This is a genomic window from Tardiphaga robiniae (assembly GCF_001618955.1).
GTDB lineage: Bacteria > Pseudomonadota > Alphaproteobacteria > Rhizobiales > Xanthobacteraceae > Tardiphaga > Tardiphaga robiniae_A.
This window is the reverse complement of sequence record NZ_LVYV01000009.1, coordinates 62,324-80,052: the sequence shown is the minus strand read 5'-3', so window position 1 is coordinate 80,052 and position 17,729 is coordinate 62,324. Positions and strand designations below refer to the sequence as shown.

Below are 17,729 nucleotides of genomic sequence, written 5' to 3'. Positions count from 1 at the left end.
GCGCTCGATCTGGTCAAAATGGCTGGTTCCGCCCAAAACAAAGCATGACAGAGCATAATTGTTGGTAAATTCGCACATTTTGCCGTTGGACATCGCCATAGAAAGGTGCGATTCGGACGTCAAATAGCTCCTCAATTGCCACCTTCGGGGCGCAAACGATGCGCCAATAGCTAGTTGCTCGAAAGTCGCCTGATGAAGTCCCACGTCTTGCTGGCCCTGTTGGTCGCTGTTGTCGTTGCCACCCCCAATGCCAGCCACGCGCAAAAAGCCGACTACGACGCCATGGTTGCCACCCACGCCCAAGCCAATGGCGTGCCCGAGGCGCTGGTGCATCGTGTGATCGTGCGCGAAAGCAAGTATCACCCCAATCTGATCGGCCGCGGCGGCACCATCGGCCTGATGCAGATCAAGCTCGCGACCGCGCGCGGCGTAGGCTACACCGGCACCGCCGAAGGCCTCCGCGATCCCAACACCAATCTCACTTACGCGGTGAAATATCTCGCCGGCGCCTACCGCGCCGCGAACGGGAATCACAACCGCGCAGTGTCCTACTATGCCGGCGGCTACTACTATGCCGCCAAGCGCCAGCGCCGCGAGGTTTCCGCGCCGCCGCATCAGCCACTCTTCGCCAAGGACGCCGAGCGCCTGCACCTGCAGAACACGGCCAATGCCAACGCGCAGGCTCCAAAGCCGTAATTGTGCGTGATCGGGTGGAATCTTAGGGCTTCTTGGGGCGCGTTGACACGCCCATCCATAGGTTTACATTAGAGTCGTTCCGAGGGGGGCTCCGACGAGGAGCTGAGATACCGCAAGCTTGCACTTTTCCTGTTCCGGAAGAGACGCGCGAGACCGCGGTGACCCTTTGAACCTGATCCGGGTCATGCCGGCGAAGGGACAGGGATGTTTCAGACTACGCAATCTCCGCGCGGGGACTCTCCCGTGGCGGGTCAATCGATATCAGTCATTGGCGCTGGCATTGCCGGCGCTTGGCAGGCGTTGATGCTGGCCAAGGCCGGTCACGCTGTGACGCTGCACGAGCGCAGCGACCAGGCTATGCGCGACGCCACCAGCCACTGGGCCGGCGGCATGCTGGCGCCCTGGTGCGAGGCCGAAGTCTCCGAGCCCGTCGTCTCTCGCCTGGGCTTGCGCGCACTGGACCTATGGCGCGAGGAATTGCCTGACACACCGTTCAACGGCTCGCTGGTCGTGGCGCATGCGCGTGACCGCGCCGATTTCGAGCGTTTCGCGAAAATGACCTCCAGCCATACGCGGCTCGATGCGGCTGGCGTCGCCGAGATCGAGCCCTCGCTCGAAGGCCGGTTTCGCGACGGGCTGTTCTATCCCGGCGAAGGCCATGTGGAGCCGCGCCGCGTGCTCCCGCAACTGCACGCCCGGATTACCGCCGCCGGCGGCATCATCAAATACAACAGCGAGCAGCAGCCGAAAGATCTCGACGGTCTCGTGATCGATTGCCGCGGGCTTGCGGCGCGTGATGATGCCAGCACGCCGAAGCTGCGCGGCGTTAAAGGCGAAATCATCATCGTCGAGACCGACGAGGTGCAGCTCTCGCGCCCCGTCCGCCTGATGCATCCTCGATGGCCGCTTTACGTGATCCCGCGCGCCGACAATCGCTTCATGCTCGGCGCGACGTCCATCGAAGGCGAGGACACCGGCGTCAGCGTGCGCTCCGCGCTCGAACTGCTCGGCGCAGCCTATGCCGTGCATCCGGCTTTTGCCGAAGCGCGCATTCTCGAATTCGGCTCGGGACTTCGGCCAGCTTTTCCTGACAACCTGCCGCGCATTGCGATCGACAAGAACACGATTGCAGTGAACGGCCTCTATCGCCACGGCTTCCTGCTGGCGCCTGCGCTGGCGGAGCTGACGCTCAACTATGTACAGCGGGGCGAGATCGACAATGAGGTGATGCAATGCAAGTGATCGTCAATGGCGAGCACCGCGAGATCGAGGCGTCGCATGTCGGCGCGCTGCTGCAGGAACTGGACTACGAAGGCACGCATTGCGCCATTGCGCTGAATTTCGACGTGGTGCCGCGCAGCGCATGGGCGCAAACGCCGCTCAAAGCAGGCGACGAGATCGAGATCATCACGCCACGGCAGGGAGGCTAATTCCTGATGGTGAGTTTCTACGGCAAGGAATTCAAATCCCGCCTGCTGATTGGCTCAGCGCTCTATCCGTCGCCCGCGATCATGCAGGACGCGATCCGCGCCTCCGGCGCCGGCATCGTCACCGTGTCGCTGCGGCGTGAGTCCGCAGGCGGCAAGACTGGCGATGCGTTCTGGTCGCTGATCCGCGAACTCGACGTCACCGTGCTGCCCAACACCGCGGGCTGCCGCAGCGTGCGTGAGGCAGTCACGACCGCAAAGCTCGCGCGCGAATTGTTCGGCACCTCCTGGATCAAGCTGGAAGTGATCGCCGACAACGACACGCTGCAGCCGGACGTGGTGGGTCTCGTCGAAGCCGCCGATATCCTGATCAAGAATGGTTTCGAGGTGTTCCCCTATTGCACCGAGGATCTCAGTGTCGCGATGCGTCTCGTGGATGCCGGCTGCAAGGTGGTGATGCCATGGGCCGCGCCGATCGGCTCGGCGCGCGGCATCATCAATGCCGACGCGCTGAAACTGATGCGCGACCGCCTGCCCGATATCACGCTGGTGGTCGATGCCGGCTTAGGGGCGCCATCGCATGCCGCCGAAGCGCTCGAACTCGGTTACGACGCCGTGCTGCTCAACACCGCCGTCGCCAAGGCCGCCGATCCCGTCGCCATGGCCAATGCCTTCCGCCTCGCCGTTGAGGCCGGCCGCATTGGCTTCGAGGCGGGCCTGATGGGCGCGCGCGACTTCGCTTCTCCTTCCACTCCAGTCATCGGGACACCGTTCTGGCATGCCGTATCCTGACCGTTTCTATCCCGTCGTCGACACCATCGCCTGGGTGAAGCGCCTCACGCAGCTGGGCGTCGGCACCGTGCAGCTTCGCGCCAAGGATCTCGACGACGCAGCGGCGACCACGCTGTTTCGCGAGGCGCTGACCTTGACCAACGGCACCAAGACGAAGCTGGTGGTCAACGACTACTGGCGCGTCGCCATCGACCTCAAGGCGCAGCATCTGCATCTCGGCCAGGAAGACCTTGCCGAGGCGGACGTTGCCGCGATCCGCAAGGCCGGCATCACGCTCGGCCTCTCGACCCATGACGAGGAAGAACTGGAAACCGCATTGCGCGCGAAGCCGGATTACGTCGCGCTCGGGCCGATCTTCTTCACGACGTTGAAGTCCATGCGCTTCGCGCCGCAGGGCATTCCGAAAATCTCGGTCTGGAAGAAGCGCATCGGCACCCTGCCACTGGTGGCGATCGGCGGCATCAAGTTCGAACAGGCCGCAGAGATCTTTGCCGCCGGCGCGGATTCCATCGCCGTCGTCAGCGACGTCACCCAACACGCAGACCCCGACGCCCGCGTCCATCAATGGCTTGGCGCATCCGCCAAAGCCGCCTGACATTTCAAGAACGACAACGGAGGATTAGTCCATGAACATCCGCTCCAATCCCGACACCACCCTGCCCGCCGTCACCACCGGCAACCTGCCCTCGTCGCGCAAGATCTACGCGATCCCGGAGAGCGCGCCCGACCTGCGCGTGCCGCTGCGCGAGATCATCCTGAGCGAAGGCGCCGGCGAGCCGAACCTGCCCGTGTATGACACGTCGGGTCCCTATACCGATCCGGACGTGCTGATCGACGTCAACAACGGGTTGTCTCGCGCGCGTCTCGATTGGGTCAAGGAGCGCGGCGGCGTCGAGGAATATCAGGGCCGCGAGATCAAGCCGGAAGATAACGGCAATGTCGGCGCAGCTCATGCCGCCAAGTCCTTCAAGGCCTATCACAAGCCGCTGCGCGGCGTTGGCGATCACATGATCACCCAGTATGAATTCGCCCGCGCCGGCATCATCACCAAGGAGATGATCTACGTCGCCGAGCGCGAGAATCTCGGCCGCAAGGTCCAGCTCGAGCGCGCCGAGGCCGCGCGCGCCGATGGTGAGAGCTTCGGCGCCGAAGTGCCGCTGTTCGTCACGCCGGAATTCGTGCGCTCGGAAATCGCGCGGGGCCGCGCGATCATCCCCTGCAACATCAACCATGCCGAACTCGAGCCGATGATCATCGGCCGCAACTTCCTTACCAAGATCAATGCCAATATCGGCAACTCCGCCGTGACCTCGTCGGTCGAGGAAGAAGTCGACAAGATGGTGTGGGCGATCCGCTGGGGCGCCGACACCGTGATGGACCTCTCGACGGGCCGCAACATCCACACCACCCGCGAATGGATCCTGCGCAATGCGCCGATCCCGATCGGCACCGTGCCGATCTATCAGGCGCTGGAGAAGTGCGACGGCGATCCGGTCAAGCTGACCTGGGAGCTCTACAAGGACACGCTGATCGAGCAGTGCGAACAGGGCGTCGACTACTTCACCATCCATGCCGGCGTGCGCCTGGCCTATATCCACCTCACCGCCAACCGCGTCACCGGCATCGTCTCGCGCGGCGGCTCGATCATGGCCAAGTGGTGCCTCGCGCATCACCAGGAGAGCTTCCTCTATACTCACTTCGAGGAAATCTGCGACATCATGCGCAAGTATGATGTGTCGTTCTCGCTCGGCGACGGGTTGCGTCCCGGCTCGATCGCGGATGCCAATGACCGTGCGCAGTTCGCCGAACTGGAGACGCTCGGTGAGCTCACCAAGGTGGCATGGGCGAAGGGCTGCCAGGTGATGATCGAAGGTCCCGGCCACGTACCGCTGCACAAGATCAAGATCAACATGGACAAGCAGCTCAAGGAATGCGGCGAAGCGCCGTTCTACACCTTGGGGCCACTGACCACCGATATCGCGCCGGGCTACGACCACATCACCTCGGGCATCGGCGCCGCCATGATCGGCTGGTTTGGCTGTTCGATGCTTTGCTATGTGACGCCGAAGGAGCATCTCGGCCTGCCCAACCGCGACGACGTCAAGGTCGGCGTCATCACCTACAAGATCGCGGCGCATGCCTCGGATCTCGCCAAGGGCCACCCCGCCGCGCAGCTCCGCGACGATGCGCTTAGCCGCGCCCGTTTCGACTTCCGCTGGCAGGACCAGTTCAATCTCGGCCTCGATCCGGAAACCGCCGTCGCCTATCACGACGAGACACTGCCAAAGGACGCCCACAAGGTCGCGCATTTCTGCTCGATGTGCGGACCGAAATTCTGCTCGATGAAGATCACGCAGGACGTGCGCGACTACGCGGCAACGCTCGGCGACAACGAGAAGGCCGCGCTGAACCTCGGCGGCACGGCGTCGATGGGCATGTCGATGAGTGGCCTGATCGAGGACGGCATGGCCAGCATGAGCCAGAAGTTCAAGGACATGGGCCAGCAGGTCTATGTGCAGGCGGAGGCGGTGAAGGAGAGTAATAAGGCGTTGTAAGACGCCTCCTTACCCCGAGTTAGTGACCGAACAACAAACACCAACCAAAGGCCGGGCGATTGCCCGGCTTTTCTGTTGTCGGAGAGATGAATTTTCACAAACACTGCCCGTGAAATTCCCCAGCGGGTAAATTGGTGGTCATTTACCTCGTCCGAACCGTTGCATAACTGTGCGCACAGCAGCCTCTATTGCAGGCCCACTGTGTTTCAATTCATCGGCAATTTCGATGGCGCGTTCCAACGAAATCACGGCCCCTTCTTGGCAATCGAATATAAAACCACCAGTTGCTCGGGCATAACCAGCCGCGGCGCTATAAGCGGAGGATGCGGCATCGGCATCTGCCCCCCAACGTATCGCGAGAGCATATTCACTTCGATGGCCAGACTGAACGTCAGGATAAGTACGGACGAAATCTTTCACATCCCAGTGATCGCATTCGAAATGTGAAGGTTTGCGATCTAATAAAACAGGCAGCGCCCCTCGCAATTTAGCGAATGGCGTCCCGGTCGACAGCTTCATTGAAACTCCTGTGGCATCGATTGACCTTTGCCATTCCTGGATCGAAACGAGGCGGCGTTCGGAAAGAACATATATTTCCATCGACATTCTGTTGTTCCTCCAAGCTTAGTTAGAGCAAAACGACACGATGCGAATCGCACACCGGGACATTGCACCACGCGACTTTCGAGAAATCCCTCGAACGACATTCAGCTCAAACACAGGCGTATTGGGCGATGACCGCGTCATTTCGCGAAGCTCATCTGCCCTGGCGGAAGACATCCTCGCATTGCCGGTTTTTACATCGTAGATCGCAATGACGTCGCCCTGAATATCGCGAAGGGTCAAATCGGTCCTGATCGTTCCGGCCATGCCATAAGTCGGATCTACGGCGTCAAGACTGAAGCTTCGTTCGATATCTCCGACACCGGGCAAATCTTGTAGGCTCACCGCCGCACCGAACGCGGCATGAACAGCGATTCCGTACTGAGATGCGCTCATCGTTGGCAGATACTCCAACGTCTCCATAACGCTAACCAGCGTATCGCTTAGAGCCTGGGAGGTTTCATCGATACTTGGAATTCCCGTAAGGAATCCATCAGAAGTCTCGACCGTGACGCCTCCCTCGCTAGTCCACCTACCAAGCTCATCCCGATCCTGATCATCCTTGTAGCCAGCTTTGATAGTCAAGCGGAGCAACCGCCTGAAAATCAGCTCCCTTTTGATATCGCTGAGTTCGTCCGCCATGAAGAACAGGCCACGCTTGAAATCTAACAGAGCATTCATTGCATCCTCCTCTCATTCGAGGCCATAATAGAGACTTTAAACCTAGGTGTAAAGTCTTATTTAATGAGAATGGGTGTTACCTAGGTGAACGCCCCGGGGGCCTATCGATCGCCTGGGAGGGCTCCCCTGCTCGACTGCTGCGCGACTATAACCACCTGATTGAAGCCTATAACCGCGGTGCCAATATCTAGCGCGGATTCTGTGCGCTTATCGAAATGCCGGTTCCAAGGCGCCAAGGGCAGACAAAGCGACTTTCTTTGTTGCAAAGCTCTGGCGGTACACCCAATGGTACCCATTGATTAACCTTTCATTAACCAATCGCGCCCAACCTGCCGCAACGCAACGGCTGGGGGCTGTTCGTTCTCGATGTTGTTGCTTCGCGCAACGAAGCAGGCGTTGATCGGGAGATACCCATGATCCAGGAATCCCTTTACGAGTCCCTTGGCCGCCCGCGTGACGATTCGCCGGCTGAAATGGACATGTTTGCGCCCTCGTCAGATCCCAGCGAGGTCGTGACGATGCTGATCGGCGCTACAGTTCATGAGGTGGAACGCGAGCTGATGCTGCAGACGCTGGCGCGCTGCGATGGCAATCGCACCCATGCCGCCCGCGTGCTCGGGGTGTCCGTTCGCACCATGCGCAACAAGATCAGGCAGTATTCGGCCGATGGCGCGGACGTGCCGGCACATGGATAGCTGATGGCGCTATTGCAGGAGCGCGCTGGTATCCAGCGCCCATGTGGAGCCCTGCAACCGGCCTTCGGTCTGCATCTCGACATCGACCAGATGCGCCTTCGGCTCAAAGCCGCGAATTCTGACAGTGAGCGGCCTGGTGAATTGCCATGCCTCGCGCGCCTGCAGCAGGCCATCCTGATACGACGCCAGAGCTTTTGAATCGCCGGCTTTCTTTAGCGCCTGCCATCGCGCCAGATTCGCGCGATCCTCAAACCAGATCGAATCCGGTTTCACCTGCATGGATGCGCCGCGGCGTATCTCGCCGGCATGCGTTGCGCTCGTGAGGGCCAACAAAGTCAGCAGCGCCAGATATGATTTCATATGTCGTCGCCCGTTGCCCTGATGAGAGCGTAAGTCGCCGCGGATCCCGTTCCGGTTCGACAGGACTCGGCAATTCGCGGGCGCACCTTGCGTAGACCTGCTACGCTGCCTCGTCACACATGAGCGCGAGGCCTGATCATGCCCATCCAGCACTTTCCGCCCCCTCCCGGAATCAAGGCGCCGCCGCTGTCTTATGCGGCGCGGGTCGGCGATCTCCTGTTCGTCTCCGGCATTCCCGGCCTCGACGCTGATGGCCAATTGCCGGAACACTTCGAGGCGCAGTTCGGATTTGTGGTGCGCACGATCAAACGGGTGCTCAAGGATGCCGGCACCGACATCTCGCACCTCGTCAAGGTCAACGTGCTGTTGACGCGCGCGTCCGACGTGGCTCCGATGAATGCTCTGTATGCCGAAGCCTTCGGACCACCGCCGTATCCGGCGCGCACCACCTGCGTGGTTCAGGCCCTGCCCAATCCGGCGATGCTGATCGAGATCGAGTGTGTAGCTTCGCTACTGGATGCGTGATCGATAACCCGCAGGCTGCGCGACGCGTCCAGCGGCGCATTGAACGTGATCCTGCACGTTCTGACGATGCTCATCGGCCGGCCATCGCATCCTTCACCGTCTCGCTGACGAAATCGGCGGCGCGGCGGAACGCGGTGTCAGTATCGCCGCGGAAGGTGACGGCGTGGCGCATCACCAGCTGTTCGCGCTCGACATCGAACAACTGCACCTCGCCCCATTGCACCAGCGTACTCATCTTGCGGATGCCGCCATAGACGAGGTAACGCGCGCCGTCGCGCCGCGCTGCGGCGACGAGATCGTCGGGCGCCATGCTGATGGCGGTGCAGGCGGGCTCCGGGCATGCCGGGCGCACCACGCGGTAGTCGCGCTGCGCCAGCCCGTCGCGCAGCAGTGCAGCAAAGATGGTCATGCGGTCGCGATGCTGCGCGGACTAGTCTGCCTCCTCGCCGGAGGTGTCGCTATAGTCGAAATCGGCTACCGCGACGGCGAGCTGTCCGGCAGCCGCGGCCGGCGCAGCTGCCCCCAGCAGCGCCACAGCGCCGCACAGCAACCACAGGACCTGCCCTCTCCGCATGTTCTCCTCCCTGATCTTCTGTTCGCCGCCACGCCAAACTGCCGCGGGTGCCAGCTGGTCAAGTGGCAGTCGATGCTAGTCCGCATGTGGTGACGCGCAACGGGGAATGTCCGTGGTGGCATGGCAGCAGCGGCGAATTGAAGCCGTCATCCATCCCCTGTTAAAAGCGGCCGGACAGAATCAATACGGAGTGTGAGGCGTGGCAAAAGATACGATCAGCCAAACCGGATTACGCGGCCCCCGCGGCGAACCGGGGCTTCCCGGACCGCAGGGCCATCCTGGACGGCCGGGGCCGGATGGCGCGCAGGGCAAGCCGGGCCTGGCCGGCAAAGCCGGCGCCAATGGCAAGCCGGGGCCGCAGGGCAAGCGCGGCGAAGCAGGCCCCCAAGGCAAGGCTGGCGTCAACGGCAAACCCGGTCCGATCGGACCGCAGGGCAAAGCCGGACCGCAGGGACCACGGGGTGAACAGGGCCTTCAAGGCAAGCCGGGCGTGCAGGGCGAAGCCGGGCCGCGCGGCGAGCAAGGTCCTCCCGGCGCGCTACCGAACCTTGAGCAGATCATGCCGTGGCTGCACATGGTGTTCGACGCCTGGGAGGATCATCGCCAGATGCGCGCGCGCGAAGCGCAGGAGCGCGAGGAAGCCCTGCGGCTTGAGCAGCAGCAGGAAGTCGTCGAGCGCGTCGCTGCGCTGATCGAAGCCGACACCACAGCAACCGACGAGACGGCTGACGACAGTGACGGCGAGAAGAAAAAGAAGAAGCGCAAACACAAGAACAAGGACGACTGACACATCGTCGTTGAAGCGGTACGGACATGGTCCGTGCCGTCCTGCCCTCGCCTACATGGTCCGCTGCGGCGCGGTCTGCAGCAACTCCTGCAATTGCTGTTTGTAGAATTTAGCACCACCCGTGGTGAGATGACCACGGGTCTCGGTGCTCGCCGGAATCAGCAACATCTTCGCATGTTTGATCCGCTTCAGCGCGGCATCCATCAACCCGGTCTCCGGCGGATTGCGCTCGTCATCGGCAGCGTTGATCGCGAGCACGACGGATGCGATCTTCTCCAGGCCTGCTGATGGATTGTAGTCGCGCGACGATTCCCACTGATAGATGAAATCATTTGCATCGGCGACAAACGGCGCCTTCAGCCGGTCATCGACATTCTTGTCGGCGGCCTCGCCGGTCGGCGCCAGCATTTGATAGGCTAGCGTGCCGCCGGCTGTCGCGATGCCATACATCACGCTGGCATATTTGATCATACCGGGCTGCGATGTGTAGTTTCCGGCCTTGTAATCCGGATCGGCGCGCACGGTCTCGATCATCATACGCCGCATCATCCAGTTTCGTGCGCTCATCTCGGTCGGTTGCGACGCCATCGGCACCAGGATGTCCATCATATCGGGATATTTCGTACCCCAGATCCACGCATGCATGCCGCCCATGGAATTGCCGATCACCATCCGCACATGCTTGATGCCGAGCCCGTCGATCAGCAGCCGGTGCTGCGCATCGACCATGTCGTCGTAATTGTATTTCGGGAATGCAGTCTTCATCCCGTCAGAGGGTTTCGACGATTTGCCGTGGCCGAGCGCATCGGGAATGATGATGTAATATTTTGTGGCATCGAGCGGCTGGCCCGCGCCGAATAACTCGCCCGCAAAAGCAGGCGTCAATATGCTCTGCGCCGAACCGCCGGTGCCATGCAGCACCAGCACCGGCTGGCCGCTCGGCTCACCCACCGTCGTGTAATGCAGCTTCAACTCCGGCATCACATGGCCAGTATGAAACTTGAAATCCTTCGCGATCCAGTCGCCCTGCTTTGGCGCCGGATAATCAGCGGCGAACGCGGTCACGGCAGCAAGCGAAGCACATGTCACGACAGCAGCAGCGCACAACGCGCGCATAGAACGGCTGGGCATCGTCATCCTCCCCGGCGCAGCCATTTGATCGGGCCGCTTGACACAGATGCTAGCACGGCAGCGCGAGTCAGGAGACCGACAGATCGATACTGCAGCGCAGCGATCCCCAGCTCGTCGCTCCGGGTATAATTTTTGGGCAGGCGTCGCCGCCATAGCTCGGGCTTAATCATCGCAAGAATCCGAGTCGTCCCGTGCGGCACCCGGCGTCCGCGCGTGATGCAACACCGTGAGGTTCGCATGCGGGGATTGATTCAAGTGGTGCTGCTGGCAGCGCTTACCGTGATGGCGACGACCGCTCACGCCATCGATCGCGGCCAGTTCAGCGATGTGCCCGACGATATCCGGAACTGGTTCAAAAGCGTCATCAGCCCTAATGGCGTGCCGTGTTGCGATATCTCCGACGGCCATCGCACCGAATATGACGTCCGCAACGGCGCCTATTGGGTGCCGATCGAAGGCATATGGACGGAGGTGCCGAGGCGCGCCGTGATCCGCGATCGCGGCAACCCCGTTGGCGAAGCCGTCGTCTGGTATGTGCGCCATCGCGGCGAGATCATCATCAGCTGTTTCGTTCCGGCTGACGCCGTGTGATGACGATCACGAACGGTGCCAGGGTGCGGCCTTGCAATCCACGGGCAATCGGGCCCTATTTGAGGCCAATTCTGCGCGCGGCGCGTTAGGTCACTCTGGCCCCGCCGTCGCCTCGCCGCGGGCACTACAGGATAAAGAGAGACCACCATGACGGAAGTGACCTATGTGATCGTCGAGCATGATGGCGGTTGGGCCTATAAGGTTGGCGCCGTCTTCTCCGAGCCGTATGCGACGCACGCACTCGCCACCGCAGCCGCCAAGCGCGCCGCGGCCGAGCAGAGGGTGCCGGGACGCACCGAGGTGATTGCCTATGAGGACGAAAAAGGGCAGTGGCACGAGGAAACGGCCTCGGGCAGTGATCGTCCCAACACCCACATCATCGACAAGGCCTGATCGCGAAGACAGGTGAATGATCCAACTGACGTCAACGCGTCCAATGGCGCCGGCATTGCGTATCTCGCCATGCCGGAGAATGTGTTGCTCATCACGCCCGCTTGGGTGCCCTTCGCGCGCGAACTCATCATCGCCAGCGGCGTCATTGAAATCGCCGCATCGCTTGCCCTCGTGATACCCGCACGATTGCGTTGGTGGGCCGGCGCCATCAATTGGCCCGAGCCACACAAAGACGCCACAGGCTCATAGCGAACGGGCCAAATCGGCAAACAACATTCGTTATGGAGTCACGTGGTGACTCCGGCGTCGGTTGCGGTGCTGTCTGCGCGACTTTTCCGCAAGGCGCCACCATGCTAGTTTTGCGTTATCAAATCATATCGGGAGAGCAGACGTGACCGACGTCGCAGCAGACGAACTCCGCACCATTTATCCAACGCCGCATCCGCGCGTGATCGCCAAGGCGCGACCGACGCTCGACATGCATTCCAGCAAGTTCATCTCGCTATCCCCGTTCTGCGTGCTTGCCTCGTCGGGTCCCGACGGCACCGTCGACGCCTCACCGCGCGGTGGCGGCGTCGGCTTCGTTCGGATTGCCTCGCCGACCGAGCTGCAGATGCCGGACCGTCCCGGCAACAATCGCATTGATACGTTCCAGAATCTGATGGCTGGCAGCGGCCATGTGCAGCTGATCTTCTTCGTTCCGGGCATCGACGACACCTTGCGTGTCAGTGGCGTCGCCAGGCTGATTAAAGACCCGGAACTGATGGCGTCGATGGAAGAGTTCGGCAAGCTCCCGCGCGCGGTGTTGAGCATCACAGTGACCGAAGCCTATTTTCATTGCGGCAAGGCGCTGATGCGTTCGAAGCTGTGGTCGCCTGAGGTGCAGGTGAAGCGCTCGGTGATGCCGAGCATCTCCGAAATGGTTCACGACCAGACCAAACTCGGTGAGCCGATGACCCAGGAACAGATCGACGTCGCCTATCGCCAACAACTGTAGTTGTAGGATCCGCTATCCGATCAAGGATGCAGACCGCAAGGCCACCAGCGGCCCACTAACAACCGCCGTTGAAATATTCATCTTAAGGTTGTATGATGACAGCGCTTGGGGAGAGCGTTGTGCGTGGCGTTGCGTTGATCCAGTTAACGACGGTCGCGGGCCTTATCCTAGGCGGCTGCGCGCGCGATCCGTTCGTGACAGAACGGGGCGAAACATATGCCGGCGAATGGTTGATCCCGCACCAGATCGACCGCGTCACGGGCGCCGAACTACCGAGCGCCTATGTCTTTGCTGAAGCGTCAAACAGCAATGTGGACTTCCCGCGCGTCTCATCATTGCTGCTGACATGCATCGATGGCGCGCCGTTGATCCGCTTCGCCTTTGATTTCAAGATCGGCAGCAACCGCAACACGGTGCTCGGCTATCGATTCGATGGCAAGCCAGGTCACGACGACGTCGGCTCGCGGGTCGTGCGGGGAAACCAGATCATCGTCATTGAAGACAAGGCAGAGATCGCAACCTTCGTCGGCGAGCTTGCCGGTGCGAAGACGTTGTATGTCCGGATCAGGTCGATCAATGGGGGCCGAACGGCCGTCGAATATCCGCTGGAGGGATCGACTGCCGCGATCCGCGCGGCCTTCTCCAAATGCGATATGCCGAAACCGCCCCTGCCGGAACAGGGGCGGACGACGTTGTCCGGCGTCTATTGAGACGCCGCAGACGATCCAGGCTTAGAACTCGCTCTCAAGGCCACCCATGTGCTTCTGGGTGTAGAGATCGATACCGATCCGCTCGATCAGATCGAGCTGGGTTTCGAGGAAGTCGATGTGACCTTCCTCGTCCTTCATCAGCTTTTCGAACAGATCGCGCGAGACGTAATCCTTGACGCCGTGGCAATAGGTGGCGGCTTCTTCATAAAGCGTGCGGGCGCCGATTTCGGCGGCGAGATCGCATTCGATGATTTCCTTGACCGTCTGGCCGATGCGCAACGGATCGAGAACCTGCATGTTCGGGAAGCCGTCCAGAAAGAGAATGCGGTCGGTAAAACGATCCGCGTGATTCATCTCTTCAATGGATTCCTTGCGCCACATCTTGGCCATGTCGACCAAGCCCCAGTGATTCAGGAGCCGGAAGTGCAGCCAGTACTGGCTGATCGCTGTGAGCTCACTGCGCAGGCCCTTGTTGAGGAATTCGATGACCTTCGGGTCGCCCTTCATGATGTTCTCCTGTCTGCTGAACCCGTCCGAAACAGGCCCTCATCTGAATTTAGAATGTTTCTAAATCAGATTCACCGACAGGACAACCCTTCTTTGCTCAATTCGGCAAAAGGCGTGGAGAGGCTGGAAAGCTGTTGGATTTATAAGAACTTAGGCTGCCGCTTCGATCGAGGCAATATCTGCCAGTTCGATATGCGCATGAGTCTCGGTGTGAGACTGCCCATGGGCCGCCGTATGCGGGCAGCCGGCACAGCAGGACTTGGCACAAGCGCCCAGCGCTTCGTCCATGATCTTCTTGATCGTCCGTACGCACCGTCCGCACTGGGCGCTGCAACCGAGGCATCCATAGACCTGCCCCGGCGTACGCGGCGGACGCGCTCCGGCAACGGCACTACGGACATCATGGTCGGAAAAGACGTTGCAGGAACAAACGATCATGAGATGAAGGCGAACTCGCGGGTCAGGACCCCTCTTGGATATGTAAGAGGCCGACCCGATGCAAAAGGAAAACGCCGACTTTGAAGCTATTCCAAACTACTGATCGCATGGGAGAAATTGGAACGAATCTAAAATTCGTTTGAGACTCGCAACCGCGGTGATCCGAAGACGGCTAGCCAACAGACGCCCCTATCCAGCAACCTCCTGCAACGCCGCATGCCCTTGGGGAGGGTCACGGAACTCCGTCCGGAATGGCTTTAATATCAAGATGTAACCTGGATCGCGCGGTCCCGTTCATTGATCATTCAAGTGAAGTATGAAACTTTTCGCGTCAGGCAGCGCTATTTGTGAGCGAAGCCCGATTGAGAAAGGGAATGCCATGAAGAAAACTCTGATGGCCATTGCCGCCGTTGCCACCCTAGCCGTTTCCGCCATGGCTCCTACATCGGCAAGCGCGCAGCACTGGCGTGGACACGGCGGCGGTGGCGCGGTGGCTGCAGGTCTGATTGGCGGCGCCCTGCTTGGTGGCGCGATCGCTGCCGGCTCGGGATATTATGGTCCCGGCTACGGCTATTACGGCCGTCCTGCCTATGTGGCCGGCCCGGGCTATTACGGCGACTGTTTCTGGCAACGTCAGCGTTTCTGGGACGGCTATGGCTGGCGCATTCGCCGCGTTCGCGTTTGCGGCTGAGATCGTATGACCTCCGGGATCATGTGATCTCTGAGATCACTCTGATCTCCTGTCACGCATCGGAAACCTACGACATTTCCAGTGCGTGATGCTTGCAATGGCCCGAAAAAACCGCTTTTTCGGATCACTGACTGGCTAACGTTTACATCGGATTGACGGTTGGGCGCTTCTAAGTGAGACCGTCAGTTCGAATCGCAGCGTGAGTAGACCTTTAACCGTGCGTCGCTTGCGGCGCCCTTCTGGAGAGACCTGAGATGAAGAAGACGATTTCCGCCTTGCTCGCCGCCGCGACGGTTGCCGGTTCGCTGGTTGCTGTTGCGCCTGCCGCAAAGGCCGACGGTGGCCGCATCGCCGCTGGCGTTGCCGGTGGCCTGATCGGTGGCGCTCTCCTCGGTGGCGCCATTGCAGCCAGCCGTCCGGCTCCGGCCTATGGCTACGGCTATGCCCCGGCTCCGGTTTATGTCGAGCCGGAATGCCGTGTCGTCCGCCAGCGCGTCTGGGACGAATATCGCGGCGTCTGGCGTTCGCGTCCGGTCGAAGTTTGCGATTGATCTGACCTGACGACTGCGCATTCGCGCGCGCGATCCAAATTCAAAACCCGGCCGTTTACGCGGCCGGGTTTTTCGTTGGGCGATTGAAGGTGCGACTATCTCGCGTTCATCGCCCGCAACACCGTCTCGCTGGGCCAGCAATCGACCTTGAGACCCGCGGACTTCTGATAGGCTCCGAGCGCGGCGCGCGTCTTCATGCCGGCCTTGCCATCCATCTTGTCGGCGTAGAGGCCGAGCCGCGTCAGGTGCCGCTGCATTGCCTCAACATCGGTGCTGCGCAATTGGTTCGAAGCCGACCACGGCGTCGCAAAGGGTTGCGAGTTAGCGATCCGGTCGCTGAGATGGCCGACGAACAACACATAGAGATCAGAGAAATTATATTCCTTGATGACAAAATAGTTCTTTGTCGTCAGGAAAGCCGGACCATAGATGCCCTCCGGCTGCAGCAGCGATGCCGGCTGCGCCTGCTCCGCCGCGCTGAGCTTCTCGCCACGGACCGGAATGAAGCCGGCACGAATCCACTCCCCAATCGGCCGGGTGACTTCCGGAACACCCATGGTGCAGTCGGCATTGGCCGGCGCGCGCACTTCATAGGCCCAACGCAGACCGCGTTGCCAACCTTTGTTGGTGAGTTGCTGCGCCGCGGATGCCAGCGCATCCGGGATTGATTTCCAGATATCGACACGGCCATCGCCGTCGAAATCGACGCCGTGCTTGCCCAGTTCCGACGGCAGGAATTGCGTGAACCCCGTCGCACCGCCCCAAGACACGCGCAGATCCTTGCGCGTCACGTCGCCACTCTCGATCAGCTTCAATGCTGCGATGAACTCGCCGCGATACTGGTCCTTGCGGCGGCCGACATAAGCCTGCGTCGCCAGCACGCGAATGCCATCATAAGGCAGCGCATGGCGGCCGTAGTCGGTCTCGCGCCCCCAGATCGCCAGGATGATCGTCGCCGGCACGCCGAAGCGCTGTTCGATCGCAGTGAGTGTCGCGCGGTGCTTCAGCAGCAGCCGTTGCCCTTCGCCGGCCAGCCGGATGATACTGGCTTCCTTCACATAGTCGGTAGGCACCTGGACGAATTCGGCTTGCGACGGCGCACCGGTGGCAGGACGGCCGGGCAACAGCAAATCGGGCAGCTTGTAGTCCGGCTCGAGCCCGCGTGTGGCCTCATCGAAGGTTTTGCGCGAGACGCCGGCCCGCTGGGCTTCGGGCCAGAGCGAGGCGATGAAGCTGGTGAAACCCGCGTCGGCGGCGCGGGCAACCGAGGCGCTGCCCGACAGAAATAGCGCCAGCAGTGCATATTTCAGAATACGGACCGTCGCCCTCAATGATGCTTGCCATGGCCACCGGCCAGTTCGTGGGCGCCCTGCCGCCGCGCTTCTTCCGTGGCAAGGTTCGACAACCGATCGACATAGGCGATGCCCACTGCCGAAAGGATGAACACCGTATGGATGATAGTCTGCCACATCACGCCGGTCTCTGTGTAGTTGCCGGCGCGGGACGAGCCCAGCGCGCCGGCCTCGATGAAGGTACGCAGCAGATGGATCGAGGAGATGCCGATGATCGCCATGGCAAGCTTGATTTTGAGCACGCTTGCGTTGACGTGGCTCAGCCATTCAGGCTCGTCCGGATGGCCCTGCAGGTTGAGCCGCGACACGAAGGTCTCGTAGCCGCCAACAATCACCATCACCAGCAGGTTGGAGATCATCACCACGTCGATCAGGCCCAGCACAACCAGCATGATCTGCTGCTCGCTGAAATCGAACGAGTGCGCGATGAGGTGCCAGAGTTCCTTCAGGAACAGCACGACATAGACGCACTGCGCCACGATCAGGCCGATATAGAGCGGCAGCTGCAGCCAGCGCGAGCCAAAGATCAGCGCAGGAATCGGCCGCATCGCCCCGCCTTTTCCTCTGGGTGGCAATGGCGTTTCGGGCGTCATGGACATGGGGGGCTCGCTATGGGTCGAATCGGAATGCAATGAAAGCGCCGATCTTATAGCGGCGCGTTCTGGACGCGATG

The 17,729-nt window shown here is 61.0% G+C and carries 25 protein-coding genes, 1 pseudogene and 1 riboswitch; of the genes and pseudogenes, 16 read left to right on the top strand and 10 right to left on the bottom strand.

The features are described from left to right. Window positions 1-192 precede the first annotated feature (192 nt). The 6 genes from A4A58_RS12125 (at window position 193) to thiC (ending at window position 5,470) form a co-directional block, all read left to right on the top strand. The gene (locus A4A58_RS12125) at window positions 193-696 is read left to right on the top strand and encodes a lytic transglycosylase domain-containing protein (protein ID WP_068732352.1); all 504 of its coding nucleotides are present in this window, start codon (window positions 193-195) and stop codon (window positions 694-696) included. 72 nt (window positions 697-768) lie between these two features. Further along, a riboswitch (TPP riboswitch) is annotated at window positions 769-913 on the top strand. Further along, entirely contained in the window at window positions 901-1,938 is a 1,038-nt protein-coding gene (locus tag A4A58_RS12120) for an FAD-dependent oxidoreductase (protein WP_068732276.1), read from the top strand. (Overlaps the previous riboswitch by 13 nt.) Continuing rightward, window positions 1,929-2,126 (top strand): sulfur carrier protein ThiS, encoded by a 198-nt coding sequence (thiS, locus tag A4A58_RS12115; RefSeq protein ID WP_068732274.1) that lies wholly within the window; start codon window positions 1,929-1,931, stop codon window positions 2,124-2,126. Before A4A58_RS12120 ends, thiS begins: the two co-directional genes overlap by 10 nt. Before the next feature lie 6 nt (window positions 2,127-2,132). Continuing rightward, a complete protein-coding gene (locus tag A4A58_RS12110) occupies window positions 2,133-2,915 on the top strand; it encodes a thiazole synthase (protein ID WP_068732272.1) in 783 nt (260 codons plus the stop codon). Then, window positions 2,902-3,510 carry a thiamine phosphate synthase gene (locus A4A58_RS12105; RefSeq protein ID WP_068732270.1) on the top strand — a complete coding sequence of 203 codons (609 nt, stop codon included), beginning with the start codon at window positions 2,902-2,904 and terminating at the stop codon, window positions 3,508-3,510. The genes A4A58_RS12110 and A4A58_RS12105 overlap by 14 nt, the downstream gene beginning before the upstream one ends. 31 nt (window positions 3,511-3,541) lie before the next feature. Then, a complete protein-coding gene (gene thiC, locus A4A58_RS12100) occupies window positions 3,542-5,470 on the top strand; it encodes a phosphomethylpyrimidine synthase ThiC (protein WP_068732268.1) in 1,929 nt (642 codons plus the stop codon). Between the two features lie 138 nt (window positions 5,471-5,608). Here thiC and A4A58_RS29650 read toward each other — a convergent pair whose 3' ends face one another. Further along, window positions 5,609-6,076 (bottom strand): hypothetical protein, encoded by a 468-nt coding sequence (locus A4A58_RS29650; RefSeq protein WP_081421840.1) that lies wholly within the window; start codon window positions 6,074-6,076, stop codon window positions 5,609-5,611. Between the two features lie 18 nt (window positions 6,077-6,094). After that, a complete protein-coding gene (locus A4A58_RS12095) occupies window positions 6,095-6,754 on the bottom strand; it encodes a hypothetical protein (protein ID WP_068732266.1) in 660 nt (219 codons plus the stop codon). Between the two features lie 473 nt (window positions 6,755-7,227). Here A4A58_RS12095 and A4A58_RS12090 point away from each other — a divergent pair, with 473 nt between their 5' ends. Beyond that, a complete protein-coding gene (locus A4A58_RS12090; protein WP_068732264.1) occupies window positions 7,228-7,449 on the top strand; it encodes a helix-turn-helix domain-containing protein in 222 nt (73 codons plus the stop codon). Window positions 7,450-7,458: 9 nt separating this feature from the next. On the opposite strand, the gene A4A58_RS12085 is transcribed toward A4A58_RS12090, so the two are convergent. Beyond that, window positions 7,459-7,809 (bottom strand): hypothetical protein, encoded by a 351-nt coding sequence (locus tag A4A58_RS12085; protein ID WP_068732262.1) that lies wholly within the window; start codon window positions 7,807-7,809, stop codon window positions 7,459-7,461. A 138-nt stretch (window positions 7,810-7,947) separates the two neighbouring features. Here A4A58_RS12085 and A4A58_RS12080 point away from each other — a divergent pair, with 138 nt between their 5' ends. Further along, entirely contained in the window at window positions 7,948-8,334 is a 387-nt protein-coding gene (locus tag A4A58_RS12080) for a RidA family protein (RefSeq protein ID WP_068732260.1), read from the top strand. 70 nt (window positions 8,335-8,404) lie between these two features. Here the strand turns inward: A4A58_RS12080 and A4A58_RS12075 are convergent. Both A4A58_RS12075 and A4A58_RS30785 read right to left on the bottom strand, forming a co-directional pair. After that, window positions 8,405-8,749 (bottom strand): annotated as a pseudogene (locus A4A58_RS12075) (DUF2380 domain-containing protein); the annotation flags it as partial. 15 nt (window positions 8,750-8,764) lie between these two features. Then, window positions 8,765-8,908, bottom strand: a complete 144-nt coding sequence (locus tag A4A58_RS30785) for a hypothetical protein (RefSeq protein ID WP_158005676.1) — start codon at window positions 8,906-8,908, stop codon at window positions 8,765-8,767. 199 nt (window positions 8,909-9,107) lie between these two features. Between A4A58_RS30785 and A4A58_RS12070 the strand changes: the two genes are divergently transcribed. Then, a complete protein-coding gene (locus A4A58_RS12070) occupies window positions 9,108-9,695 on the top strand; it encodes a collagen-like protein (RefSeq protein WP_068732256.1) in 588 nt (195 codons plus the stop codon). Between the two features lie 51 nt (window positions 9,696-9,746). Here the strand turns inward: A4A58_RS12070 and A4A58_RS12065 are convergent, their stop codons facing one another. Beyond that, on the bottom strand, window positions 9,747-10,811 hold the full coding sequence (locus A4A58_RS12065; RefSeq protein ID WP_068732254.1) for an alpha/beta fold hydrolase: 1,065 nt from the start codon (window positions 10,809-10,811) through the stop codon (window positions 9,747-9,749). A 252-nt stretch (window positions 10,812-11,063) separates the two neighbouring features. On the opposite strand from A4A58_RS12065, the gene A4A58_RS12060 reads away from it, so the two are divergent. From A4A58_RS12060 to A4A58_RS12040, 5 genes are all read left to right on the top strand, one after another. Further along, window positions 11,064-11,417, top strand: a complete 354-nt coding sequence (locus tag A4A58_RS12060; RefSeq protein ID WP_068732252.1) for a hypothetical protein — start codon at window positions 11,064-11,066, stop codon at window positions 11,415-11,417. Between the two features lie 147 nt (window positions 11,418-11,564). Continuing rightward, window positions 11,565-11,810, top strand: coding sequence for a DUF2188 domain-containing protein (locus A4A58_RS12055; protein ID WP_068732250.1), 246 nt, complete (start codon window positions 11,565-11,567; stop codon window positions 11,808-11,810). 12 nt (window positions 11,811-11,822) lie between these two features. Continuing rightward, window positions 11,823-12,059, top strand: a complete 237-nt coding sequence (locus tag A4A58_RS12050; protein ID WP_068732248.1) for a hypothetical protein — start codon at window positions 11,823-11,825, stop codon at window positions 12,057-12,059. 142 nt (window positions 12,060-12,201) lie between these two features. Next, entirely contained in the window at window positions 12,202-12,807 is a 606-nt protein-coding gene (locus A4A58_RS12045; protein WP_068732246.1) for an MSMEG_1061 family FMN-dependent PPOX-type flavoprotein, read from the top strand. A gap of 95 nt (window positions 12,808-12,902) precedes the next feature. Next, a complete protein-coding gene (locus tag A4A58_RS12040) occupies window positions 12,903-13,517 on the top strand; it encodes a hypothetical protein (RefSeq protein WP_244499746.1) in 615 nt (204 codons plus the stop codon). Window positions 13,518-13,538: 21 nt separating this feature from the next. Here A4A58_RS12040 and bfr read toward each other — a convergent pair whose 3' ends face one another. Further along, window positions 13,539-14,024, bottom strand: coding sequence for a bacterioferritin (bfr, locus tag A4A58_RS12035; RefSeq protein ID WP_068732242.1), 486 nt, complete (start codon window positions 14,022-14,024; stop codon window positions 13,539-13,541). Window positions 14,025-14,174: 150 nt separating this feature from the next. Continuing rightward, the gene (locus tag A4A58_RS12030; RefSeq protein ID WP_068732239.1) at window positions 14,175-14,462 is read right to left on the bottom strand and encodes a (2Fe-2S)-binding protein; all 288 of its coding nucleotides are present in this window, start codon (window positions 14,460-14,462) and stop codon (window positions 14,175-14,177) included. Between the two features lie 379 nt (window positions 14,463-14,841). On the opposite strand from A4A58_RS12030, the gene A4A58_RS12025 reads away from it, so the two are divergent. Then, window positions 14,842-15,153 (top strand): hypothetical protein, encoded by a 312-nt coding sequence (locus A4A58_RS12025; RefSeq protein WP_068732237.1) that lies wholly within the window; start codon window positions 14,842-14,844, stop codon window positions 15,151-15,153. A 254-nt stretch (window positions 15,154-15,407) separates the two neighbouring features. Further along, window positions 15,408-15,704 (top strand): hypothetical protein, encoded by a 297-nt coding sequence (locus tag A4A58_RS12020; protein WP_068732235.1) that lies wholly within the window; start codon window positions 15,408-15,410, stop codon window positions 15,702-15,704. A gap of 95 nt (window positions 15,705-15,799) precedes the next feature. On the opposite strand, the gene A4A58_RS12015 is transcribed toward A4A58_RS12020, so the two are convergent. Together A4A58_RS12015 and A4A58_RS12010 are read right to left on the bottom strand one after the other, a co-directional pair. Beyond that, the gene (locus A4A58_RS12015; RefSeq protein WP_086937039.1) at window positions 15,800-17,014 is read right to left on the bottom strand and encodes a lytic murein transglycosylase; all 1,215 of its coding nucleotides are present in this window, start codon (window positions 17,012-17,014) and stop codon (window positions 15,800-15,802) included. A 17-nt stretch (window positions 17,015-17,031) separates the two neighbouring features. Then, window positions 17,032-17,655 (bottom strand): TIGR00645 family protein, encoded by a 624-nt coding sequence (locus A4A58_RS12010; protein ID WP_068732231.1) that lies wholly within the window; start codon window positions 17,653-17,655, stop codon window positions 17,032-17,034. Window positions 17,656-17,729: the final 74 nt, after the last annotated feature.